Here is a 22,876-nt window from a genome sequence, read left to right as displayed (position 1 = left end):
ACTACATCGCCCGCAGCCTCCTCGAATCAGGCGGCTTCAGAAACCAGCTACACCCTCGGATGCGATGAGCCCCTCAAGAACACCGAAGTGGTCGCGGACCTCTCCACCGAGGAGGGCCTCGCCGGGATGGTCGAAGAGGTATCCCAGCAGACCTCCGTGGTGGACGGAGTAATCGCCAACGCGGGAACCTCCTTGCAGGCTCCCCTGGATGTGGCCATCAACTTCTTCGGTGCGGTGGGCACGGTCAATGGGCTGCTTCCCTTGCTGAGCAACTCCGATGCGCCCCGCGTGTGCATTACCGCAAGCGCCGCGTCACTGCACCCCGCCAATGATGAACTCTTGGACGCAATGCTCAACGGCGACCGCGAAACCGCCGCCGCCATTGGCGAGCAGCTGGTGGCCGCCGGTGGGATGGCCGGTTACCTCAACTACTCTTCTTCCAAACAGGCCGTGGCCCGCTGGGTCCGCCGCAACGCCACCACCGAACGGTTCGCAGGCGCGGGAATCTCGCTCAACGCCGTGGCTCCCGGTGTGGTCATCACGCCCATGACCGAGCAGCTTTTCGCGACCGAAGAGGGTCGCCAGCAGATGGAACAGGGCATGCCCTCTCCGCTGAACGGCCCCGCTCGTGCCGAGGACATTGCGTCGGCCATTTGCTTCCTGACTTCCGCCGCGGCGGGCAAGGTCACCGGCCAGGTGCTGTTCGTGGACTCCGGCTATGACGCCCTGACCCGAGGCGACACTTCCTGGTGAACCGCGCAGCTGCTCGGACTGTCCTGCGCGGGAGCGAGATCCGAACCTCAGGTGAGGAAACTGCAGGATCCTAGTTTTAGGTGAGGGAAGTGCTGAATTCTTGCAAGAATTCAGCACTTCCCTCACACCACGCTGGGTGGCTGTTCTTGCCTCACATGAGGCTGTCCGAGCGGTCCGGGGACGCCGGCTCCATCAGCCCAGCAGGATCACATCCAGGGTGCGGGGGCCGTGGACGCCCTCCACTCGTTCCAGCTCGATGTCCGAAGTCGCTGATGGCCCGGAAATCATGGTCGTGGGAGCGGTCGGCTCCACACGGGCCATGGCTTCCGGGATCAGTTCCACGATCGAATCCAGCGGCACGATGCAGATGTGGTGATCCGGGACCAGGGTGATCGCGCGACGTCCCTCATTGGGCCTGCCGGACAGGAAGATCGTTCCCGTCTGCGCACAGGACACCGTGGAGGACGTCACCACCGCATCCACCTGGTTCAGTTCGCGCACACCCAGAGCTGACGCCTTACGAGCATCGTTCGGATCGACGATCGCACGGCGAGCAGCGGTATCTTCCGGCAGGAACGCGGTATCGAACACATCGGGGATCACGTAACGAGCCGACGCGCCGAGCTGGGTCGCGATCCGCTCCGCCACGGTCTCCGCGGTTTCACGGAACACATTGGCCTTGTAGTCCAGCAACCGGTCCTCGAGCATCTCCACGATCTCCTCGCGGGACAATTCCGAGGTCTTCCGATACTCCCGCGGAGTCTCCGCCACGGCTGGCTGATCGGCCAGCGCGCCGCGGATGCGGGCCAAGATCTCGGTTTTGGCGTCCGCGCTCATCGCTGTGCTCCGTCCTGGTCGTTGGTGCCGTTGCCGAGCTGGTCCGGCTCGGCGGTGGGCTGTTTTGCAGAGTTCTCCGGCGGGATCGCCGGTACAGCATCGTCCTGCTCCGTCCGTCGCGTGGTCGCGGGCCCGTCCGCAGATGCCTCGCTCGAAGCAAAAGCGACGACACCGTCCTGGGCCAGTCGCTGTTCGGTCTCACCCTCGTGTTTCTTCCACCAGTTGCGGAAGGACTGCTTGGGCGGTTCGGGGATGTCTCGCTGCTGCGTCCAACCACCCACCATGCCGGGGAGCCAACCGATGGCGTGATCGCGTCCGGCGACCACACGGCCCAGCGGCAGACCCTTTTCTGCCAGGGACATGCGCTTACCCGAGGACATCACGAACGAGGCCCCCTTCATCATGGCATCCATCTGGGTGGGGACCTTCTTGGCCGGAGCGGACTTAGAAATCTTGCGTCCCGCGGATCGCACGGACGCGGCAACGTCACTCGCTGCTCCGCGCACGGTCGCACCTCGAGAACGTGTGCCAGGATCGGTCCGCTCGGAATCCGCATCACCCGTCAGCGCTTTCTCCGACCGCCAGTTGTCCGCGGATTCCGTGGCGAGGTCGTGAGAAACGGGAGCCGGGGCGGCGTCGTCCTGGGTGCGTTCGCCGTGCTTGGTGCGAATGTCCTCGTCGCGCAGGTGCACCAGAATGTCCGGAATATTGATCTTGACGGGACACACCTGGTAGCAGGCGCCGCACAGCGAAGACGCGTACGGCAGGGATGCGTTCTCCTCGGAGGTGATGCCCGTGAGCTGCGGCGACAGGATTGCGCCGATGGGCCCCGGATACGTGGAACCGTACGCGTGACCGCCGGCGTGCTCGTAGACCGGGCATACATTGAGGCAGGCTGAGCAGCGGATGCAGTGCAACGCGGAACGACCATCCGGATCGGACAGCACCGCGGAGCGGCCGTTGTCGAGCAGCACCACGTGGAAGTTCTGCGGCCCGTCGCCGGGCGTGACCCCCGTCCACAGCGAGGTGTAGGGGTTCATCCGCTCGCCGGTCGAGGACCGCGGCAGCAGCTGGAAGAAGACCTCGAGGTCCTCGTACGAAGGCAGCAGCTTTTCGATCCCCATGACCGTGATCAGGGTGTCCGGGAGCGTGAGGCACATGCGACCGTTGCCCTCGGACTCGACCACGGACAGCGTGCCGGTATCGGCGATGCCGAAGTTCGCACCGCTGATCGCCACGCGCGTGGCCAGGAACTTCTCCCGCAGGTGCTGCCGCGCGGCCTCAGCGAGAACCCGCGGTTCGCTCGTGAGCTCGTCCGTGGTTTCGGGCATTTCGCGGCGGAAGATCTCACGGATCTCCTCGCGGTTCTTGTGAATCGCGGGCACCAGGATGTGCGAGGGCTTGTCGTGACCCAGCTGCACGATCAACTCCGCGAGGTCCGTCTCGGTCGCGGTGATGCCGTGTTCCTCGAGGTGCGCGTCCAGACCGATTTCCTGCGTGGCCATGGACTTGACCTTGATGACGTCCGACGTGCCGGTCTCTTGCACGAGCTCGGTCACGATCCGGTTGGCCTCATCCGCGTCACGCGCCCAGTGCACCACGCCGCCGCGGGCGATCACGTTCTGCTCGAACGCTTCGAGCAGCTCGGGCAGATTGGCCATCACGCGTTCCTTGATCGCGGACCCCGCATCGCGCAGCTGCTGCCAGTCCGGGACCTCGCCCACCACGTTGGCGCGCTTGCCGCGGATGGTGTGCGTCGCGTGCCGGATGTTGGCCCGCATCTGATCGTTCTTGAGTTCTTCCTTGGCGGCCTTGGGGAACGCGACCTGTGCGTGCAGATTGCCCTGCCCGTGCACGGGACGCACCGCGGGCATGCCCAGATCGGTGATGCTCATCGGTTACCTCCAGCGTTCGACGCCACTCGCGCGGGAATGGACAGTTCCACGGGCCCCTCCACCACGAGGGGATTCTCCTTGGTGGAGGCCAGAATCTCCACGAAGTGCACGGTGCGCACGGGCGCCTTGCGCTTGGATGCGGCACCGCCCAGGTGCATCAAGCAGGATGAGTCGCCTCCGGTGCACAGGGACGCGCCCGAGGCCTCGATGTTGCGCAGCTTGGCTTCCGCCATGGCTCCGGAGACGTCCGGGTTCTTGAAGGAGAACGTGCCGCCGAATCCGCAGCATTCTTCGGCATCCGGGAGTTCCCGGTAGTCGATGCCACCCACGGACTTCACCAGGTCCTTCTGTCGATCCCCCAGGTCCAGCAAACGCATGCCGTGGCACGAGGGGTGATAGGTCACGGTGTCCGGGAACCACGAACCGAGCTGCTCGGCGGCATCGGTCACGCCCAGCACGTCGATCAACAGTTCGGAGAGTTCATAGGTATTGGCGGCAACATCCGCGGCCTGTTCGGCCAGCAGGTCATCCCCGCACTTGCGTGCAACCATCGGCTGTTGGTGTCCCAGCGAGGCGACGCACGAGCCGGAAGGCGCCACGGCGACGTCGAACTCGACCTCGGTGAAGGCCTTGACGTGATTACGGATGACCGGCATCGCGTCGTCGAAGTAGCCGCTGTTGACGTGCATCTGCGAGCAGCAACCCTGTCCCTGCGGGAACACCACCTCGTGGCCGAGGCGCTCCAGAACGCGCACGGTGGCCAGCGCCACCTTGGGATACATAGCGTCCACGATGCACGTGGCGAACAGTGCGATTCTCACAACGTTGATCTCCGATAACTCTGGCTCCTGTGGTCTGACCATGCTAGGTGAGTGAACGTGATCACACAAGCAAGCTTCTTGATCACCCCGGCAAAGCGCTCCGGAAGTAACTGTGCGGTGTGACGAGCATCATGTATGCTTCGTGGTCTGACCATTGTGGTCCGACCATACAAACGGACCCACCGGAGCGCACAGGAGACAGCGTGACCACATTTACCGCCATGACCGACGCCGTGGGTGGCAGTGTCGGACTTTCAGCCCTGGTGGGCTGCATCCCCTTGCTCACGTTCTTCGTGATGCTGCTGGCGTTCAAGACCAGCGCGCACGTTGCCGGCCTCACCGCTCTGGGTGCCGCCCTGCTCGTCGCGATCTTCGGGTTCAACATGCCCGCGCAGCTGGCCGCATTGAGCGCCACTCAGGGTGCCGTCTACGGCTTGTTCCCCATCGTGTGGATCGTGGTCATGGCGCTGTGGTTCTACCAGGTGACGGTACTGTCCGGACGTTTCGAGGATCTGCGCACCATCTTCGACACCATCGGCGGCGGCGACCTGCGTATCCAGGCTATGCTGATCGCGTTCTGCTTCGGCGGCCTCTTGGAAGCCCTCGCCGGTTTCGGTGCGCCCGTGGCAATTACCGCCACCATGATCCTGGCGTTGGGCCTCAAGCCACTCAAGACCGCCACGGTGGTACTGATCGCCAACACCGCGCCCGTGGCCTTCGGCGCCATCGCCATCCCCATCACCACCGCCGGCGTGCTCACCGGCCTGGATCCGGCCCACATCGGCGCCGTGGTCGGCCACCAGGCACCGTTCTTCGCGTTCGTGGTCCCGTTCTTCCTGCTCATGATCGTCGACGGCGTTCGGGGCCTCAAGCAGGCCTGGCCCGCAGCGCTGGCCGTGGGCGGTACGTTCGCCATCGCCCAGTGGTGGTGCGCCACGTACTTCTCCTACGAACTCACGGACGTCGTGGCATCCTTGGCCGGCCTGGCCGCCGCCGTGATCCTCATGCGCTTCTGGAAGCCCAAAGGCACCGAGGAGGTCCGTGCGGATCTGGGCATTGATCGCCCCCAGAGCGTGGAAGGCCTCACCCCCGTGCGTGCGTGGATGGCTGTTCTGCCCTACATCCTGGTGGTCGTGGTCTTCGGTATCGCCAAGCTGTGGACCTGGGGTGTCAATATTCCTCAGGCACTGGCCGCCACCGACATCAAGATCCCGTGGCCCGGCCTGCACGGTCACCTGCTCAACTCTGCCGGTGAACCCATTTCCGGTTCCGTCTACAACTTCCAGTGGCTCTCCAGCCCCGGCACCCTGTTGTTGATCTCCGGTTTGCTGGTCGCCATCATCTACTCCGTGTTCAACCACCACGGCCGCTTCAAGCTCACCGTGGGCAACGCGATTGCGGAGATCGGGCGCAGCGCGTGGAAGATGCGCTTCTCCGCCCTGACCATTGCGTCCGTGTTGGCTCTGGCCTACGTCATGAACTTCTCCGGCCAGACCATTTCCATCGGTACGTTCGTGGCCGGGCTGGGCGCGGCGTTCGCATTCTTCTCCCCCGTCCTGGGTTGGGTGGGCACCGCCGTGACCGGTTCGGATACCTCCGCCAACGCGCTGTTCGCCAACCTGCAGAAGACCGCCGCTCTGGAATCCGGACTGGATCCCTACCTGATGACCGCGGCCAACACCTCCGGCGGCGTGGTCGGCAAGATGATCTCGCCGCAGTCCCTGGCCATTGCCGCGACCGCAGTGAGCATGCAGGGGCAGGAGTCCAAGATCTTCCGTTCGGTGATCCCCTGGTCCATCGGCATGCTGATCGTGCTGTGCGGTTTGGTGTTCCTGCAGTCCAACGTGCTCGCTTGGATGCTTCCCGCCGCATAGACTTGGCGATGCATAAACCGCCCGCCACTCGTGCATCACGGGTGGCGGGCGGTTTTCTTTCAACGACCGCAGGAGGATCGCATGGTTGCCACCCCCGCCTACACGGTGGTGTTGAACTGGCTCGAGGAGCAGTTGCGCCACGGGAAGATCCGGGTGGGCGACAAGCTGCCTGCAGAACGGGCTCTTGCGGAGCACTTCAGCATTTCCCGGGCGTCCGTACGCGAGGCAATACGCATCCTCGACGCCATGGGCCTGGCGCGCTCTGCCACCGGATCAGGCCCGCAAGCCGGTGCCACGGTGATTTCCGAACCCTCGGCCGCTCTCGGATGGGCACTGCGCATGCACATCGCCACCAGGGCGCTACCGGTCAAGGACGTCGTCACCACGCGCCTCCTGCTGGAGACCCAGGCAGCCTGGGACGCAGCCTCGGGCGAGAACGACGATCACACTGACCGGGACGACATCCTGAGCCATGCCCGCGATCTTCTGGACCGCATGGACGACCCGGAGATCTCCAATGACGAGTTCCATGCCTTGGACGCCCAGTTCCACCTGCTCTTGACCTCGCTGGCCGGCAACGTGGTACTGGAGACCATCATGGTGTCGCTGCGCGAAGCAACCATCGGCTACGTGCAAGAGACGGTAGCGACCCTTGAGGATTGGCCAAGCATCCGAGCCACGCTGCAAACCCAGCACCGGGACATCTTCACGGCAGTGACCGATCGCGATGGGAAACTAGCGACCCGTTTGCTGCGCGATCACATCACCTGGTTCTACAGCCTGGTACCCCGAGCCGAGAAGTAATCGCAGACCGACCAGCGCCACATTTCTGATCTGAAAAAAGTAGTGCGGCCCCTCCTGGTCGAGAGGGGCCGCACTCTACTTCTCATGGTGCTGACGCGACGGGAGTCTCGGAGCGTCACGCAAGGTGATCCAAGTCTTCCGGAGCTCTAACCGGGGAGGGCCGTACAAGACCCCCGCCGCGAGTTCAGCGTGACCCAAGCTTTCGTGCTACGGCGCCGTACACTCACCGCGTCCACTCAAGGTCCTGAGTCGATGAACACTTCCTTCGTCGTGTTCATGTGTTACTTTGCCGCACTTCACCACCGGGAGAACATGGCCAAATGGCCAGAGTTGAGGCCTCTAACCTGTTAAAAGCCTGTGAGTGACTTCACTGCGTCAGATCTTCGGTCAGTTCGGGCTCGACCAGACCGCTCTGAATGCCCGCGATCAGCACCTGAACCCGATCCCGTGCGCCCAGCTTGTCGCACAGTTGCGACACGTACGCCTTGACGCTGCCGTGGGAGACCTTCATCTGGTCCGCGATCTCATTGTTGTTGAGCCCCTTGGCGATCCAGCGCAGGGTTTCCAGTTCCCGTGCGGTCAGGTCCGGCACGAAGGATTGTTGGCTCGCTGCGGCGGGGGCCGCGGGCGGTGTACTGGGTGTTGCGCTCCGACTTCTGCGCACCGAGGGAACGGGCACATCACCGAGAACATTGTTGGCCAACGAATTGGCCACGGACTGCGAAAGCGTCATTTCATCCTCCCGCACCTGAAGCACCGCAGAAACAATTTCCTCGTGCCGGGCGTCTTTCACCAGATATCCGGAAGCACCAGCTCGTAGCGCCGGCACAACATACTCCAGGGTAGAAAAAGTCGTGAGCGCCAATACCTTTGAGCGCGGAGCCTGCTGAACGATCTGTGCAGTGGCCTCGATGCCGTCCATTCCGGGCATTCTGATATCCATGAGCACCACATCAGGATCCAGCTCGAGACACTTCTGAACCGCCTCCGCACCCTCCGATGCTTCACCCAAAACCTGAAATCCCGGCTCCGCGTCGAATAAATTCCGCAACGCATCGCGCATGAGTGGATGGTCATCTACCAAAATAAGGGTGCACAAACTCATAGTCTGATCATAAACTGATCGCATGAACTCTCCTCATGTCATTTCCCGCATCCATACTGACCAAACTGGCTCTTTGTCGAGTTTCAAACGGGCCCTCGCTGCCACACTGATCACATGCTCCCTCCTGTTCACACTGGGCGGCCCCGCCATGAGCGCTCAGCAGGGTCCTGCGGAGAAGGGCCCCAGTAGCGTCGTGTGCCGTTACTTCCCCCAGCTCTGCGGCGGGTGGTAATCGCCGCCCCAGCGGGATCCACCTCCGTGCGGGAGGGTTTTAACCGCACCAGTCCACTGCCGGTTTGGCTTCGTGTCACGCTGGTGCTCTTTGCTGCCATTGCGCTCTTCGACGATCTTCGGGCGCTGGAGCCCGAGGATCATGCCGCCACGACCACGGTCCTGGTAGCTGCTCAAATGATCCTGAGCTACGGTTCGTTGGCCCTGGTGGCTTGGCGTCCGGGCGTTGCGAGCACGGTCCTTCTGGTCCCGCTCGTCCTCGCGTTGTTCACCCACAGTTACGCGTTCACCCTCATTTGCGCGGTGATCGTCACGATTGCCACGGTGAGCATGCTGCCGCGCACGTTGACGCTGGTCTACAGCTTGGTCCTCGCAACATGGACCATAACGGCCGTGGTGGTGGAGAGCACCACGGATGCTCTGTGGCTCATGGGTACACCACTCGTAGTCGGCGTGGTCATTGGTGTGGCGCTGCGCTTCTTCGTCATTCAGCACCGCGAAAACAAGACACGCCTGAGGAGCATTGAGGCCGCCCACCAGCAGTTGCGCGAGCAGGAACGGTTGGAGCTTGCGCGCGATCTCCACGACGTGGTCGCCCATGAACTCACTTTGGTGACCATGCAGGCCGCGGGATCCCACCGCCAGAACGATCCTGCGGTGTTGCATGAAACCATTTCCACCATAGAGAACGCGGCCCGGTCCGGTCTGCAGGAGCTGCGCACGCTGCTGCACATTCTGCGCGAATCACCGGGAGCGGTGAGCCGCAACGAGAACTCATCCGGCCTGACCACCGGCTCCTTGGAGAACCTGTTGGATTCCCTCAGCGCGAGTCTCACCGCGGCTGGATTCTCCGTCACGGTGAACACCCTGGATGGTTTTGACACGCTACCGACCACCGTGCGCGGTACCGCCGCGCGCATCCTGCAGGAAGCGTCCACCAACATCATCAAGTACGCTCCGGCCGGCTCCGCCTGCTTGTTGTCCCTCACCCGCGATGCCAATTCGGTAATGGTCCGCACGGAGAATGAATTGCAGCATTCGCGCGGACCGGAGTACGGCGAGTACCCGATGACCTCCGGTTACGGTTTGCACGGGATCCAGGAGCGTGTTGCGCTGCTCAACGGTGATGTCACCTACGGCCCTCAGGACGGCCGTTGGGTTCTGGATGTGCGGATCCCCTTTGGCGATGCCTGATTCGCCCTACCCGCTCACCGGAGACGCCGCCGCACGAGCAGTGCGCAACGTGGTCCTCTTGGTACCGCCCGGTTCGGTCCTGTCCTACGGTGATGTGGCCGAACTCGCGGGGCTGAGTTCGGCCAGGCTTGCGGCGCGCATCATGTCCCGCGGTCTCGCCGGGGACGACGTCGCCTGGTGGCGGATCGTTCGAGCGGACGGCTCCCTGCCGGATCACTTGCAGATCGCAGCCCGCGAGCACTACTTGAACGAGGGCACACCCCTCAAGGACACCGACGCCCACTTGGTACAGGTGGCGATGAGCGTCGCCCGCTGGGATGATCCACCGGATGACTTCGCGGTCCCAGCAGGCTAGGATCCAACGCCCCGACCCCAGTCAGGGCGGCCAAGGAGCCCCGGTACTCAGGAATCAAGTACTCAGGAATCAAGGCGTCAAGATCAAAAATCACGGACCGCGTTGCTGTCCCGCGCTTGGTACTCCGCGCGCTCAGTACTCCGTGGGGCCCGCGACTTCGTAGAAGGGTCCCTTGGGGTCGAAAGCGCGCCCGGTGAGTCGTTCATAGGCTTCCACGTATCGTGCACGGGTCTTCTCGACCACGTCTTCGGGAAGTTCCGGTACCGGCCCGTTGCCGTCCCACCCGGATTCGTCGGAGCGCAACCAGTCGCGAACGTACTGCTTGTCGAACGAGGGCTGGGCCTGACCCGGCTTGTAGGTCTCGGCGTCCCAGAACCGGGATGAATCCGGGGTCAGAACCTCGTCACCCAGGGTGATGGCACCGCGGTAGGAGTCCAGACCGAACTCCATCTTGGTGTCGGCCACGATGATCCCGCGTTCCCGTGCGATCTCCTCGGCCTCGAGATAAATGTTGAGCGACAGCTCGCGGAGACGATCGGCAACCGCATTGCCCACCACATCAGCCATTTCCTGGAAGGTGATGGGTTCGTCGTGTTCGCCCAGTTCCGCCTTGCCGGTGGGGGTGAAGATGGGGTTTTCCAACCGTTCACCATCTTCCAGGCCCTCGGGCAACTTCACGCCGCAGATCGACCCCGATGCGTTGTAATCCTTGAGGCCGGAGCCGGTCAGATAACCGCGCACAATGTTCTCGACCGGGAACATGGACAGGTTCTTGCAGATCACCGCGCGACCACGCACGGACTCGTGCACGTCGGTCGTGAGAATGTGATTGGGAATCCCAGTGAGTTGTTCGAACCACCACAGGGACAACTGGTTCAGGATGATGCCCTTGTCCGGGATCTCGGTGGGCAGCACCTGGTCGAAAGCGGAAATCCGATCACTTGCGACCACCAGCACGGATCCGGCGCGATACTCGGCGTTGTCGTTGATGGCCACGCCAGTAGCGCGCAGGCGGGATTCGTCCGGAATGTAGAGTTCACGAACTTTGCCCGTATAGGCGTGCTTCCACCCGGGGATCTCGAGCGGTGCGGGGTGCTCACTCATGCTTGCTCCTCAGCTGTGCTCGGGAGGGTGATGCGCCCCTCGGCAGCAGCGAGCGCAATGTCGCTGCGGTAGTGCGCGCCGGGGAGGGAGATCACTTCCATCCCACGATAACCACGCTCACGCGCTTCGTTGAGGTCCGCCCCGTGGGACACCACGGCCAGCACGCGGCCACCTGCGGAAACAACCTCTCCTGCGTCATTCGTGGCGGTGCCGGCATGGATCACGTGGGTCTCGTCCACGGTCCCGACCTGCTCCAGCCCGGTGATGACGTCGCCCTTGCGCGGGGCGCCGGGGTAGTTCTGGGCGGCAAGCACCACGGTCACGGATGCGCCGGGCTTCCACTGCAGCGCTCGGTCCTCGGAAAGGCGACCCTGCGCGGCGTCGAGCATGAGCTCCCCGAGCGGGGATTCGAGCATTGCCAGCACGGACTGCGTCTCGGGGTCTCCGAAACGCGCGTTGAACTCGATGACCTGCACGCCGCGCTTGGTGACCGCCAGGCCGCAGTAGAGCACGCCTACAAAGGGTGCGCCGCGGCGTCGTAATTCGTTGACCACGGGCCGAGCCACGCGCTCGACGACCTCGTGCGTGAAGCCCTCGGGCAGCCAGCCCAGAGGCGTGTAAGCACCCATGCCACCGGTATTGGGGCCCTGGTCGTTGTCGCGCACGCGCTTGAAGTCCTGCGCGGGGATCAACGGAACCACGCGCTCACCGTCGGTGATGACGAACAAGGAGACCTCAGGGCCGTCCAGGAACTCCTCGATCACCACCGCGCCGCCGGCCTCGATGCACTCGCGGGCATGGGCTTCTGCGCGGTCACGCTCGTCCGTGACCACCACGCCCTTACCCGCGGCCAGACCGTCGTCCTTGACCACGTGCGGGGCGCCGAACTCAGTGAGCGCCTCGCGCACGTCGGCCATGTCGGAGGTGGCCACGGCACGCGCGGTGGGCACATTGGCGGCGGACATGATCTCCTTGGCGAACGCCTTGGAGCCTTCGATGTGCGCGGCATCCTTGGAGGGCCCGAACACCGGGAAGCCGGCCGCGCGCAGGGCATCCCCCACGCCCGCGACCAGTGGCGCCTCGGGGCCCACGACCACGAGATCCGCATGCAGTTGGCGAGCCAGCTCGGTGACCGCCTCGGGATCCTGCGCGTTGACGGCGTGCACGGGGACATCCTGGGCGATCCCGGCGTTACCTGGCGCAGCGTGGACTTCACTGACCTTGGGATCTGCCAGCAGGGACTTGATTATCGCGTGTTCTCGGCCGCCTGGGCCCACCACCAAAACCTTCACGTGCTCAGCGTATCGGCACTGGGTCCACCTACTCCAACGTTTCGCATGATCGCGCTGACATACTGGACTTCATGCACACATTCAGTTCTGAACAGGCCGTCGATCTCGCCGAGGTGGAGCGCAGCGGGTTCGTGGAATCCCGGCATCGCGGCTCGGCCGTGGTGTTGGCACCCGATGGCTCCGTGGCCCTGTCACTGGGCGCCCCGGACGAACTGATCTTCCCCCGCTCAACGCTCAAACCGTTCCAGGCCATCGCCTCCATGAAGGCCGGCGCGCCGTTGCGCGGGGATCAGGTGGCCATCGCAGCCGCCTCCCACACCGGTACGTTCGACCATCTGGACGCCGTGAGTTCCATCCTCAAGGCGGCAGGCCTGACCCCAGACTCCCTGCAGTGCCCGAAGGACTGGCCGCAGGACGAGGACACCCGCGCCTGGCTGATCCGCACCGAGCGTGACAAGAACCGCATGTGCATGAACTGCTCGGGCAAGCACGCGGCCTTCTTGTGGGCCTGCGTGGTCAACGAATGGCCCCTGGACAGCTACCTGGATCCGCAGCACCCGCTGCAGAAGCTCGTGGTCGAGACCATCGAGGACTTCTCCGGTGAACAGGTCCAGCACGTGGGCATCGACGGTTGCGGTGCACCGCTTACCGCCCTCACGCTTACCGGCCTGGCTCGCATGTACTCCACGCTGGGCCGCGCGGCACGTAATATTCAGGCCGACGCCCGCGCCGCCACGGTCGCGACCTCCATGCTCGACTACCCCGAATACGTTCAAGGCCCCGGCCGCTCCAACACCGTGATCATGGAGGAACTCGACGTGATCACCAAGCTCGGCGCGGAAGGTGTGCTGGGTCTGGGCACGCGTAGCGGCTGGTCCGTGGCCATCAAGATGCTCGACGGTTCCTCTCGAGCCAATGCGCTGGTGGGCCTCACACTCCTCGCCCAGGTAGGTGCCATTTCCTCCGACGACGTCGCTCGCGTCCTGGACAAGGTCCTGCGCCCCATTACCGGGGCCGGGAAACCCGTGGGGGCCATCAAGCTCGCGCGTCCCGTTCTGGACCTGCTCGCCTGACCCGCACACTCATCCTCTGTCCCACGCCGTCTTGACCCGAGCTGTCGCGAACTGTTCCGCACCAGCCACGTCGCACCTATTCCTGGAGGCACTGCACCGTGAGCGTGCGTCGCAAGATCAATCCCGCGGACGGCACCCTGGCACTGACCCAGTGGCGTCAGGACCCCGAATCGACACCGCGTAAGACCACGGCGTTGGCCGTGCGCTACTGCTTGGAAGAGCTGGCAACCCGCGCCGAGGGCAACTCGGTGGAAGTACGCGTACCCCCGTTCGGTGTGACCCAGTGCGTGGCCGGGCCTCGGCACACGCGCGGTACTCCCCCGAACGTGGTGGAGACCGATGCTCTCACCTGGCTCCGGCTGGCCACCGGACAACTCGACTGGGCGAGCGCCGTGGGGAACGGGACCGTGGCGGCGTCGGGAACCAGAACCGACCTCTCGGACTGGCTACCGCTGTTCAGCTGACCGGGCTGTCAGCAAACCCCCGGTCCCCCGCCAGCGCTGGTGTGAGCGGTCACGGCGAACCCGCGATAGCCTGGAACCCATGAGTTCCATGCCCCACACCACCCCCGAACACGCATCCGACGAGCCTTCGCGCGAAGAGAAGATGACCATTCGCCGCGCTCCCAATCTGCTCGCATTCCTCATCACCGGTGCGATTCTGGGTGCCGTGGCCGGCGTCCTGTTCGGGTTGCTGGGTCCGGAATCCCAGTTCTACACCCGCGGCTCCATCATGGGGTTCTTCCTGGTCATCGGCCTGGTGGTCGGCGCAGGCCTTGGCTCGGTCGTGTCATTGATCGTCGACAAGATTTCGCTCAAGCGCACCCGCGATGTCACCGCACAGGTTGATGACGTACACGACAGTGGTGACCGCCCCGGATCGTGAGACACTGCTGTTGTGGTTCGATCCGATGGAAAACTCACTCATGACATCTTCCCCGGCGAAAAAGGCCCCCAGGACGCGTGCGGCGTTTTCGGTGTGTGGGCCCCCGGCGAGGACGTAGCCAAACTTGCGTATTACGGTCTCTACGCGTTGCAGCACCGCGGGCAGGAGTCCGCGGGTATTGCCACGTCCAGCGGCGACCGTATCTCGGTCTACAAGGACATGGGTCTCGTCTCCCAGGTCTTCGACGAGACCGTCCTGAACACCCTTCAGGGGCACGTGGCCGTGGGCCACTGCCGCTACTCCACCACGGGTGGATCGCACTGGGCCAACGCACAACCGACGCTGGGTGCCACCCCGCACGGAACCGTGGCGTTGGCGCACAACGGCAACCTGACCAACTCGGCTGAGCTGTACGACCAGCTGATCGACAAGTCCGGTTTCCCGTCGCGCGGCGAAATGGCCCAGGGCAACACCACGGACACCGCGCTGATCACGGCCTTGCTGGCGGAGCATCCTCATAATTCGCTCGAGGACGCCGCCATGCACCTGCTGCCCAAGCTCACCGGCTCCTTCTGCTTGTCCTTCATGGACGAGACCACGCTCTACGCCGCTCGCGACCCCCAGGGCATCCGCCCGCTGGTGCTGGGTCGACTGGAGCGCGGCTGGGTGGTCGCTTCCGAGACCGCCGCCCTGGACATCGTCGGCGCCTCGCTGGTTCGCGAGATCGAGCCCGGCGAGTTCATTGCCGTGGACGAGAACGGCCTGCGCACCCGTCAATTTGCCGAACCCAAGCGCGCGGGTTGCGTGTTCGAGTACGTGTACCTGGCCCGCCCGGACACCACCATCAACGGCCGCTCCGTGTACGAATCCCGCGTGGAAATGGGCCGCCAATTGGCTCGCGAGCACGCGGTCGAGGCCGATCTGGTCATGCCCACCCCGGAGTCCGGAACCCCCGCGGCCATCGGCTACGCGGAGGCAGCCGGTATTCCGTTCGGTCACGGCCTGGTCAAGAACTCATATGTCGGACGCACGTTCATTCAGCCCTCGGACACCATCCGACAACTGGGCATCCGGCTCAAGCTCAACCCGCTGCGTTCGATCGTCGCGGGCAAGAAGCTGATCGTCGTGGACGACTCGATCGTGCGCGGCAACACCCAGCGTGCACTGGTGCGCATGCTGCGCGAAGCCGGTGCGGCGGAAATCCACATTCGGATCTCATCCCCGCCCATCAAGTGGCCGTGCTTCTACGGCATCGACTTCGCTTCGCGTGCGGAGCTGATCGCCAACGGGCTGGCAGTGGAAGACATCCGCGCCTCGCTGGGTGCCGATTCCTTGGGGTACATCTCTCAGGAAGGCATGGTCGAGGCGACCAAGCAGCCGCGGGAGATCCTGTGCACCGCATGCTTCTCCGGCACGTACCCCACTCCCCTGCCCGAAGCCGACAAGCTCGGAAAGGCCGTGCTTGAAGCGCCGGGCAGCTCAGCGCCGTCGGCGAAGCACCACGAGCTGAACGAGACCGAACCTCAGACACCTGCCACCCAGGAGAACAGCGCATGAGCAACATCCAAGACGGCGCCAGCGCCCAGTCCGTGACCTACGCGAGCGCCGGAGTGGACGTTGAAGCCGGTGATCGCGCCGTGGAACTCATGAAGTCCGCGGTCAAGGCCACTCACTCGACCAACGTGGTAGGTGGGGTGGGCGGATTCGCCGGTCTCTACGATGTCTCGGAACTCACAAAGTACCGCAAGCCATATCTGGCGACCTCCACGGACGGCGTGGGCACCAAGGTGGCCATCGCCCAGAGCCTGGACATCCACGACACCATTGGTTGGGACCTGGTGGGCATGGTTGTGGACGACATCGTGGTGGTGGGCGCCAAGCCGTTGTTCATGACCGATTACATCGCCACCGGCAAGGTGGTTCCAGAGCGCATCGCGGACATCGTGCGTGGCATCGCCGCGGCGTGCGACGCCGCCGAAACCTCTTTGGTCGGTGGCGAGACTGCCGAGCACCCGGGCCTGCTGGCCCCGGGCGAGTACGACGTCGCGGGAGCGGCCACCGGCATCATCGAGGCCGACGAGCTGCTCGGCCCGGACCGCGTGCAGTCCGGTGACGTGATCATCGGCATGGCATCCTCCGGCATTCACTCCAATGGCTACTCCCTGGTGCGCCGGGTGATCAATGTGGCCGGCTGGCAGCTGGATCGTCAGGTCTCGGAACTCGGACGCACCCTGGGCGAAGAACTGCTTGAGCCCACGCGCGTGTACGCGGCCGATGTCCTGGACCTGGCTCGGGCCTTCCCCGTCAACGGAGAAGACGGGCAGACGGGCCACGGCGTGCGCGGATTCTCGCACGTGACCGGCGGCGGTTTGGCAGCCAACCTGGCACGGGTGCTGCCCGCAGGATTGCAGGCCACCGTGGATCGTTCCACCTGGGAGTTGCCCGCCATCTTCCAGCTGGTCGGTCAGCTGGGCAACGTTCCCCAGGCCGATCTGGAACGCACCCTAAACCTGGGCGTGGGCATGGTCGCAATCGTCGATCCGTCTGTGGCGGATGCCGCCGTGGAGCACCTCAACAAACGCGGCGTGAGCTCTTGGATCATGGGTCACGTGGGCCCCGTGGATCCATCCGCCAAGGACGCCGGGTTGGACTGGGTCCAAGGCGCCAAGGGCGTGAACGGCGGCGGGGTGCTCATGACGGGCAAGTACGCCCACTGAGTCATTCGCGGAGCGGGAAGAAAAGCGCACAAGGAACCGCCCCAACCACTCGTGGTGTGGGGCGGTTCCTTGTGAACTACAACGTCCTTGGACCCGAAACGTGGTGCTCCACGTTCGCGTGACGCATGCGCTGCACTGCCGGTCGTGCGGGCCTCAGTGGGTTTCCGCGTGAACCAGGTCAGTCGTAGTCGGAGTACTTCTCCGCGTAGGCCGAGTAATCATCTTCTTCCTCATGACGATCCTCGTGGTCTACGGCTCGGGTGGACGGTTTGTTGGACCGCAGCTCGCGCTGCAGCGCCGAGTAGTCGGTTTGCGGGCTGAAGTACTTCATCTCCCGCGCCTGCCGTGTCGCCTTCGCCTTTTGACGGCCGCGCCCCATGGCGTGACCCCCTCTGCGTCTCGTGTCCGATGGGCGGCACTGTTCAACGCACTGCGCACACAGTACGGCCCCGGAGTATCTTGTCAGTTTTTCGTAGGTCCAGGTTACATGCTTTTACCCGCCCTTGCTGACGAGGGGTCACTCACATTGGGAGAAACCCTCTACATGACCTCGGTCGAGGTGAACCCGCTCGTAATTGACCACTTCGCCTGAGCTGGACCCGGTGGCTGACCCACCCGCCGGGACGTGCGGGTTTACGGTGAATTTCAGGTAATTATTCGCGCTGGTGTCACCATTCATGGTGATTCAGTACAGGTTACGCACAGGTTCTTGGTCGCACATACCCAGCGTCGCGAACGAGAACGAGTCCTCTTCAGTTTCTGCGGCCGCGGCCGGCATGGCGTTGACGATCATGAACGACGCTGCGGCGAAAGCCAACGTCGAACGGATCATGGATCGATATTGAATTGTCATGTTGGTTCCCCATTGAACGTGAAATTGCCCACTCCTCGGGTCGTTTCCAGCCCCTCATGAGCTTATGGACAGTGCCTACTCGTCGGTTAGTGCCTTTTCGGTGGACACCTTCATGACGCTGCGTCTCAGTAGAAACCGGTAAGGTCTAACGGTCCGGGCGGCCGACGCCGCCATCTTCAGTTCAGAACGCAGGTTCCGTTATGAGCTCCTCGTCCCGCCCGGTATCCGGGTCCGACGATCCCCCCGCCAGTTACCCCCACGACACACACCCGGGCTTGATCCCCGGTGTCTCCGTGGAAGAACAGCGCGTCCGCTACCGCACCGACAAGATCACGTTCGGTGTGGCCGGTGCGCTGATCGTGGGATTCGTGGTGTGGGGTGCGGTGTCCACCGAAACCCTCACCCAGGTCGCTTCCGCAGCCCTGACCGGCGTCGTAACGTACGGCGGTTGGGTCTTCACACTGCTGGCCGCGGTCGTGCTGCTGTTCCTGCTCTACGTGGGTTTCTCCCGCTACGGCAGGATTCCCCTCGGCAAGGACGGCGAAGCTCCCGCCTATTCCATGGGTTCGTGGATCGCGATGCTCTTTGCCGCGGGCATGGGCGTGGGCCTGATCTTCTTCGGCGTGTACGAGCCGATCACCTATTACATGACTCCTCCGCCGGGCCGTGCGGAAGCCGAAACGTACCAGGCGATGCACTCAGCCATGGCACAGACCATCTTCCACTGGGGCCTGCAGGCGTGGGCCATATACGCGCTGGTGGGCGCGGCCGTGGGGTACGCGGCCTACCGCCGCGGTCGGCCGTTGCTGATGTCCGCCATCTTCGGTCAGCGCGCGCACCTAACCGTGGGCGGTCGACTGATCGACACCTTCGCGATCATCGGCATCCTGTTCGCGACCTCCGCTTCCTTGGGTCTGGGCACCCTGCAAATCGGTAGCGGTCTGCAGATCATCACCGGCATGAGCGAGGTGGGCAACGGCCTGCTGATCGGCATCATTGCCGTACTGACTTGCGTGTTCTTGATTTCCGCCGTGTCCGGAGTGGCCAAGGGCATTCGTCGCCTCTCCAATTTCAACATGGTCCTGGCGGCCATCGTCGCGTTCTTCCTGTTCGTGGCCGGCCCCACCGTATTCCTGCTGAACTTCATCCCTTCCGTGGTCGGAACCTACTTCGGCGAGATGTTCCAGATGATCTCGATGTCCGCGTCCTGGGGTCCCGAGGCCGAAGAGTTCATGCGCTACTGGACCCTGTTTTACTGGGCCTGGTGGGTTTCCTGGGCGCCCTTCGTGGGTGTCTTCGTGGCCCGCATTTCGCGCGGTCGCACCCTGCGCCAGTACGTGACCGTGGTGCTTCTGGCACCCACCCTGATCTGCGTGCTCGCGTTCTCCATCTTCGGCGGCACCGCCATCTGGTTGCAGCGTTCCGGCGCAGACATCGCCAGCGCGGCTTCCCCCGAGGCAATGCTCTTCCTCATGCTGGACGCGCTGCCCCTCAGCCAGATCACGCCCATCGCGATCATTATCCTGCTGGCCGTCTTCTTCATCACCTCCGCAGACTCCGCAACTCTGGTAATGGCGTCCATGTCCCAGCAGGGGAAGCCGCACCCGGACAAGAAGATCACCATCTTCTGGGGCCTCGCGTTGGCCGGTGTGTCCTCCGTGATGCTGCTGGTGGGCGGTTCGGATGCGCTGCAGGGGCTCCAAGACTTGGTCACCGTGGCGGCGCTACCGTTCGCGATCATCCTGCTCGCCCTGATCCCCGCGTTCCTGCGGGATTTGAGCACCGACCCCATGAGCCTGCGACACCGTTACGCCCGCAAGGCGTTGGACAACGCCGTGCGCCAGGGTATGGACCAGCACGGTGACGATTTCGCCATCGAGATCCGCCACGAGAAGGGCCCGTCTGCAGCCGGTCACGACGTTGATTCCACCTCGGAGCGCATCAGCGCCTGGTATCAGCGCACCGACGAAGACGATCGTCCGATTGATTACGACTACCGCGAGGACAAGTACATGGAGGACGAACCAGCCAAGTAGCGTCCTCGCACTGCACAGCGCCGTCGGCCGCCCCTATTCGGGAAGGTCGCCGGCGCTGTGTGCTTTCCTCCCCCACCGACGACGCCGCTCGCGCCACCTACCGCGCGAACGCGTTGAGGTACCGGTAGACGTATTCGAACGGGATACCAGACATCTGGTTGACGGTACCCACGATGTAGGTCGCATAGGGCGGGCAGTAGAACGCGAAACTGCCCGTCGACCCCGAGTGCCCGATGATCTCCGGGGCGGGCAAGAACGGCGACATCAATCGTGGGAGCTGCAATCGCATCACGCCCGGGCCGTATTGCAGCGGCCCGTACTGGGTCCGTCGCCAATCAGGGTTCGACAGGTGCTCCGGGGAGAACAGCTCGCCCTCCGTGAAAGCGCGCAAAAACTTCATGAGGTCCGAGGCTGATGCCGCGATTCCTCCGGAACCACGCTGGGACGAGATATAGCGATGGAAGGTGACGGGGCGGCGTCGTCGGAAGACCGGGGCTGTATCGGTCGTATTAGTGTGAACGAGGCCCGTGCGACCAAGGCCCAATGGTTCCAGGACGTAGTCCCTGATCAACTGCTCGTAGGGCGTGTCCGTGGTGCGTTCGAGGATCAACGCCAGCAGGTCGGCGTTGGTGTCCGAATACTGCGCCCTGCGACCCGCGCCGGGCGGAAATTTGGCGGCCACGTGGCGGTGGAGGTCCAAGACCTCCGAAAGGGGCACCTCACGGTCCCTCCGCAAGACCTGCTGCTCAAGGGACGGTGCCCCGTTGACTCCGGCCGTTTCCAGGTTGGGAAGTCCGGAGGTGTGCGTCACGAGATGGCGCAGTGTGATCTCGTCGCCATAGTCGCGCCCACTGATGACATGCACACCGCGAAGAGTGTCAGCACCGAGCCACTGAGCGGCTGGCTGGTCGAGCTCGAGAATCCCTCGATCCACGAGCGCGTACGTGATGGCGTGAACGAAGAGTTTGCTGATGGACGCGGTGATGAATCGTCCATCCAGGTTCGCCCGACCGGTGGTCGCCGTGTGGCGCCGAGACCCGTCTGCGCTTTCCAGGAGAACTACTGCGTGATGCACGGAGTTCCGCGAGCGCAGCAAATCGTCCACGCGGGCCAGACTCGATGTAGCGCTCATGCGGGGTCCTTTCTAAGAACCGTAGGAAGCGGCTACCACCGCTGCCGAGCGACGGCCAACAGCTATCGGATCCACGGGGTCATCCCGGAGGAGCGAGGCCAGAACACCCGAGTAAATGAGTTCCACGGCATCGGCCAATTCCGCCGCTCGCTCTTCGGCCAATGGCCGCGAGAGATGAAGCAGTCGTTTCCGCAGTAATGCCGAGTCCGCTTCCAGAACGGAACGCACTGGTTTCGGCGGTTCGGACATTTCCGATGCCGTGGCGAGGAAGGCACACCACCGTGCCGATGGGCGGCCACGTTCGCGGTATGCGAGTAGAGCGTCGAAAATCGCCAGCAAACGAGACGTGTCGTCAGAAGCTTCGGCAATGTGCGCGTCCCAGGCGGCCTGCCAATTCGCCAGTCGACCTTCGAGCGCTTCCGCCAGCAGACCGTCTTTGCTTCCGAACTGCGCGTAAAGCGTTGCCGCGGAGGTCTCCGCCTCGCGCAGAAGATCGTCCACCGGGGTCGCCTGAACGCCACGCGTGAACAGCTGTCGATCCGCCGCCTCCAACAATCGGGTCCGCGCCGGGGTTCTCGTCACCATCATCAACTTAACTCTAAACCTAGAAAACTAGAACGTACGTTACTATAAATGTAACGATCGTTTTAGAAAGGAGTTTCCTGTGCGCCTCATCCTCAGCAGCATGGGACTCATCGCCGCCACGTACGGTTTGGCGCGGTTCGGATACGGCCTATTTCTTCCGCAGTTCCAGCAGGCCTTCGATCTCGATGGCGCCACCGCGGGCATGATTCAGGCGGGTAGTTTCCTGTCCTACTGTGTCGCCGCCGTAATTGCCGCGCTCGGAGCCAAATGGCCTCGTCTCCTCGTGGTCTGCGCTGGAGCCTCTGCCTCGGCGGGCGCACTCACGGTGGCGACTGCCCCCAGTACCGCGGTTTTGGGGATCGGCGTGGTGGTGGCCGGTACCGGCGCAGGTTTCGCCACACCGGGAACCGTGGGACTGATCTCGCGCATCATCGGGGAAGCCAAAAGAGAAGGCGCCCAGACCACGGTCAATTCGGGCACGGGCGTGGGGCTTGTTGCCGCCGGCCTGTTGTTGGCAACGACAACCGAGAATTGGCGTACCGGATGGACCATCATCGCCATCACTACGGCGCTTGCCACGGTGGCCACACTCACCTCGGCTCGCGCCGGGCACCCTCACCACACCTCGAGGTTCGGTGAGCCGGCTGCAGATGCACACGTCCGCCCGCACGACCTTCTCGCCTTGCGACGCGTCGTCGCTATCGCCCTGTGTTCGGGGGCGGGAAGTGCCGCAGTATGGACCTTCGGCCGATCGGCGCTCGATGCGGCCTCCCCCAGTTTTTTCACCGGGCAGTCATATTCGGTCACGGCCTGGATTCTGCTGGGTGCCATGAGCGTTGCCGGCGCGTTGGCCGCCCGACTCGTTCAACGCTGGTCGCTGAGTCGGGCGTGGTCGCTGACCAATCTGGCGATGCTAGTGGGCACCGCAGGCGTCGGAGTGGACCCCGGGCACCCGGTGATCGCCTTCGCAGCGGTGTCACTGTTCGGCGCGAGCTACACCGCCATGACGGGCGTCCTGATCGTGTGGGCCATGCGGTTGACCCCACGCTCGGCCGCTGCGGGAACGGTCGTTCTTTTTGTGGCCCTGGCACTCGGACAGGCCGTTGGCGCTTGGCTTCTCGGCGCGCTGCAAGACTTCAGTTCCGCACCCGTGATGTTTTTCGCAGCCGCGACTATCGGCGCAGTCGCCATCGCCGGACAGCCCCGACCGGTTCCCGCCAATCGAACTCCACCGGATCGAAGAGCGGTTCACGGGGCGCGCTGATCATTCCGCGCTTCCACACCGAGACAGCGGACAGGCAGAAGCGCCGGTAGCAACCCCCTCGGGGCC

Annotated in this window: 22 protein-coding genes; 12 read left to right on the top strand and 10 right to left on the bottom strand. The window is 63.9% G+C overall.

Translation table 11 applies throughout. The features are described 5' to 3' along the window. On the top strand, positions 1-753 hold a 753-nt coding region (locus RF638_RS13515; RefSeq protein WP_368842232.1), incomplete at its 5' end, for an SDR family oxidoreductase. Between the two features lie 192 nt (positions 754-945). On the opposite strand, the gene RF638_RS13510 is transcribed toward RF638_RS13515, so the two are convergent. The 3 genes from RF638_RS13510 to RF638_RS13500 are packed head-to-tail and all read right to left on the bottom strand — an operon-like array spanning position 946 to position 4,306. Next, entirely contained in the window at positions 946-1,590 is a 645-nt protein-coding gene (locus RF638_RS13510; RefSeq protein WP_095796425.1) for an LUD domain-containing protein, read from the bottom strand. Beyond that, the gene (locus RF638_RS13505) at positions 1,587-3,485 is read right to left on the bottom strand and encodes a LutB/LldF family L-lactate oxidation iron-sulfur protein (RefSeq protein WP_368842231.1); all 1,899 of its coding nucleotides are present in this window, start codon (positions 3,483-3,485) and stop codon (positions 1,587-1,589) included. Before RF638_RS13505 ends, RF638_RS13510 begins: the two co-directional genes overlap by 4 nt. Next, positions 3,482-4,306, bottom strand: coding sequence for a (Fe-S)-binding protein (locus RF638_RS13500; protein WP_368842230.1), 825 nt, complete (start codon positions 4,304-4,306; stop codon positions 3,482-3,484). The genes RF638_RS13505 and RF638_RS13500 overlap by 4 nt, the downstream gene beginning before the upstream one ends. A 203-nt stretch (positions 4,307-4,509) precedes the next feature. Between RF638_RS13500 and RF638_RS13495 the strand changes: the two genes are divergently transcribed. Further along, positions 4,510-6,180, top strand: a complete 1,671-nt coding sequence (locus RF638_RS13495; protein WP_368842229.1) for an L-lactate permease — start codon at positions 4,510-4,512, stop codon at positions 6,178-6,180. Positions 6,181-6,261: 81 nt separating this feature from the next. Beyond that, the gene (locus RF638_RS13490; RefSeq protein WP_095796421.1) at positions 6,262-6,984 is read left to right on the top strand and encodes a FadR/GntR family transcriptional regulator; all 723 of its coding nucleotides are present in this window, start codon (positions 6,262-6,264) and stop codon (positions 6,982-6,984) included. A gap of 367 nt (positions 6,985-7,351) precedes the next feature. On the opposite strand, the gene RF638_RS13485 is transcribed toward RF638_RS13490, so the two are convergent. Further along, complete coding sequence (locus RF638_RS13485; protein WP_368842228.1) at positions 7,352-8,089, bottom strand: response regulator; 738 nt, start codon at positions 8,087-8,089, stop codon at positions 7,352-7,354. Positions 8,090-8,404: 315 nt separating this feature from the next. Here RF638_RS13485 and RF638_RS13480 point away from each other — a divergent pair, with 315 nt between their 5' ends. Together RF638_RS13480 and RF638_RS13475 are read left to right on the top strand one after the other, a co-directional pair. Continuing rightward, positions 8,405-9,514 (top strand): histidine kinase, encoded by a 1,110-nt coding sequence (locus tag RF638_RS13480; protein ID WP_344224564.1) that lies wholly within the window; start codon positions 8,405-8,407, stop codon positions 9,512-9,514. After that, complete coding sequence (locus tag RF638_RS13475; protein WP_259916537.1) at positions 9,507-9,869, top strand: MGMT family protein; 363 nt, start codon at positions 9,507-9,509, stop codon at positions 9,867-9,869. Before RF638_RS13480 ends, RF638_RS13475 begins: the two co-directional genes overlap by 8 nt. 132 nt (positions 9,870-10,001) lie before the next feature. Here RF638_RS13475 and RF638_RS13470 read toward each other — a convergent pair whose 3' ends face one another. Together RF638_RS13470 and purD are read right to left on the bottom strand one after the other, a co-directional pair. Next, positions 10,002-10,973, bottom strand: coding sequence for a phosphoribosylaminoimidazolesuccinocarboxamide synthase (locus RF638_RS13470; RefSeq protein WP_368842227.1), 972 nt, complete (start codon positions 10,971-10,973; stop codon positions 10,002-10,004). Continuing rightward, complete coding sequence (gene purD / locus RF638_RS13465) at positions 10,970-12,265, bottom strand: phosphoribosylamine--glycine ligase (protein ID WP_259916532.1); 1,296 nt, start codon at positions 12,263-12,265, stop codon at positions 10,970-10,972. Before purD ends, RF638_RS13470 begins: the two co-directional genes overlap by 4 nt. Before the next feature lie 71 nt (positions 12,266-12,336). Between purD and RF638_RS13460 the strand changes: the two genes are divergently transcribed. The 5 genes from RF638_RS13460 (at position 12,337) to purM (ending at position 16,940) form a co-directional block, all read left to right on the top strand. Then, positions 12,337-13,338 carry an asparaginase gene (locus RF638_RS13460; RefSeq protein WP_368842225.1) on the top strand — a complete coding sequence of 334 codons (1,002 nt, stop codon included), beginning with the start codon at positions 12,337-12,339 and terminating at the stop codon, positions 13,336-13,338. Positions 13,339-13,436: 98 nt separating this feature from the next. Beyond that, positions 13,437-13,802: a sterol carrier family protein gene (locus RF638_RS13455; RefSeq protein ID WP_095796415.1), complete on the top strand. Its 366-nt coding sequence runs from the start codon at positions 13,437-13,439 to the stop codon at positions 13,800-13,802. A gap of 79 nt (positions 13,803-13,881) precedes the next feature. Beyond that, positions 13,882-14,223: a magnesium transporter gene (locus RF638_RS13450; protein WP_129699592.1), complete on the top strand. Its 342-nt coding sequence runs from the start codon at positions 13,882-13,884 to the stop codon at positions 14,221-14,223. Between the two features lie 12 nt (positions 14,224-14,235). Next, on the top strand, positions 14,236-15,780 hold the full coding sequence (gene purF / locus RF638_RS13445; RefSeq protein ID WP_095796413.1) for an amidophosphoribosyltransferase: 1,545 nt from the start codon (positions 14,236-14,238) through the stop codon (positions 15,778-15,780). Continuing rightward, entirely contained in the window at positions 15,777-16,940 is a 1,164-nt protein-coding gene (gene purM / locus RF638_RS13440) for a phosphoribosylformylglycinamidine cyclo-ligase (protein WP_259916525.1), read from the top strand. The genes purF and purM overlap by 4 nt, the downstream gene beginning before the upstream one ends. Before the next feature lie 178 nt (positions 16,941-17,118). On the opposite strand, the gene RF638_RS13435 is transcribed toward purM, so the two are convergent. Continuing rightward, positions 17,119-17,319 carry a DUF3073 domain-containing protein gene (locus RF638_RS13435; RefSeq protein ID WP_095796411.1) on the bottom strand — a complete coding sequence of 67 codons (201 nt, stop codon included), beginning with the start codon at positions 17,317-17,319 and terminating at the stop codon, positions 17,119-17,121. Positions 17,320-17,625: 306 nt separating this feature from the next. Next, positions 17,626-17,772 carry a hypothetical protein gene (locus RF638_RS13430; protein WP_158222896.1) on the bottom strand — a complete coding sequence of 49 codons (147 nt, stop codon included), beginning with the start codon at positions 17,770-17,772 and terminating at the stop codon, positions 17,626-17,628. A 221-nt stretch (positions 17,773-17,993) separates the two neighbouring features. Between RF638_RS13430 and RF638_RS13425 the strand changes: the two genes are divergently transcribed. Beyond that, positions 17,994-19,829, top strand: coding sequence for a BCCT family transporter (locus tag RF638_RS13425; protein ID WP_368842224.1), 1,836 nt, complete (start codon positions 17,994-17,996; stop codon positions 19,827-19,829). A 97-nt stretch (positions 19,830-19,926) separates the two neighbouring features. Here the strand turns inward: RF638_RS13425 and RF638_RS13420 are convergent, their stop codons facing one another. Both RF638_RS13420 and RF638_RS13415 read right to left on the bottom strand, forming a co-directional pair. Then, entirely contained in the window at positions 19,927-20,961 is a 1,035-nt protein-coding gene (locus tag RF638_RS13420; protein ID WP_259916519.1) for a serine hydrolase, read from the bottom strand. Positions 20,962-20,973: 12 nt separating this feature from the next. Further along, positions 20,974-21,549 carry a TetR/AcrR family transcriptional regulator gene (locus RF638_RS13415; protein WP_259916516.1) on the bottom strand — a complete coding sequence of 192 codons (576 nt, stop codon included), beginning with the start codon at positions 21,547-21,549 and terminating at the stop codon, positions 20,974-20,976. Between the two features lie 76 nt (positions 21,550-21,625). Between RF638_RS13415 and RF638_RS13410 the strand changes: the two genes are divergently transcribed. Beyond that, positions 21,626-22,810 carry an MFS transporter gene (locus RF638_RS13410; RefSeq protein WP_368842222.1) on the top strand — a complete coding sequence of 395 codons (1,185 nt, stop codon included), beginning with the start codon at positions 21,626-21,628 and terminating at the stop codon, positions 22,808-22,810. Positions 22,811-22,876: the final 66 nt, after the last annotated feature.

Source organism: Kocuria sp. CPCC 205235 (assembly GCF_040980905.1).
GTDB lineage: Bacteria > Actinomycetota > Actinomycetes > Actinomycetales > Micrococcaceae > Kocuria > Kocuria carniphila.
Note: the sequence above shows the minus strand (reverse complement) of the source record. Positions and strands in the feature narration are given on the sequence as shown.

Bases quoted from the DNA above. Each gene is read 5' to 3' on its own strand.
- RF638_RS13470 (WP_368842227.1), bottom strand. From the start codon at position 10,973: ATGAGTGAGCACCCCGCACCGCTCGAGATCCCCGGGTGGAAGCACGCC.
- RF638_RS13490 (WP_095796421.1), top strand. From the start codon at position 6,262: ATGGTTGCCACCCCCGCCTACACGGTGGTGTTGAACTGGCTCGAGGAG.
- RF638_RS13425 (WP_368842224.1), top strand. From the start codon at position 17,994: ATGAGCTCCTCGTCCCGCCCGGTATCCGGGTCCGACGATCCCCCCGCC.
- RF638_RS13460 (WP_368842225.1), top strand. From the start codon at position 12,337: ATGCACACATTCAGTTCTGAACAGGCCGTCGATCTCGCCGAGGTGGAG.
- RF638_RS13415 (WP_259916516.1), bottom strand. From the start codon at position 21,549: ATGATGGTGACGAGAACCCCGGCGCGGACCCGATTGTTGGAGGCGGCG.
- RF638_RS13505 (WP_368842231.1), bottom strand. From the start codon at position 3,485: ATGAGCATCACCGATCTGGGCATGCCCGCGGTGCGTCCCGTGCACGGG.
- RF638_RS13450 (WP_129699592.1), top strand. From the start codon at position 13,882: ATGAGTTCCATGCCCCACACCACCCCCGAACACGCATCCGACGAGCCT.
- RF638_RS13510 (WP_095796425.1), bottom strand. From the start codon at position 1,590: ATGAGCGCGGACGCCAAAACCGAGATCTTGGCCCGCATCCGCGGCGCG.
- purM (WP_259916525.1), top strand. From the start codon at position 15,777: ATGAGCAACATCCAAGACGGCGCCAGCGCCCAGTCCGTGACCTACGCG.
- RF638_RS13420 (WP_259916519.1), bottom strand. From the start codon at position 20,961: ATGAGCGCTACATCGAGTCTGGCCCGCGTGGACGATTTGCTGCGCTCG.
- RF638_RS13475 (WP_259916537.1), top strand. From the start codon at position 9,507: ATGCCTGATTCGCCCTACCCGCTCACCGGAGACGCCGCCGCACGAGCA.
- RF638_RS13435 (WP_095796411.1), bottom strand. From the start codon at position 17,319: ATGGGGCGCGGCCGTCAAAAGGCGAAGGCGACACGGCAGGCGCGGGAG.
- RF638_RS13485 (WP_368842228.1), bottom strand. From the start codon at position 8,089: ATGAGTTTGTGCACCCTTATTTTGGTAGATGACCATCCACTCATGCGC.
- RF638_RS13430 (WP_158222896.1), bottom strand. From the start codon at position 17,772: ATGATCCGTTCGACGTTGGCTTTCGCCGCAGCGTCGTTCATGATCGTC.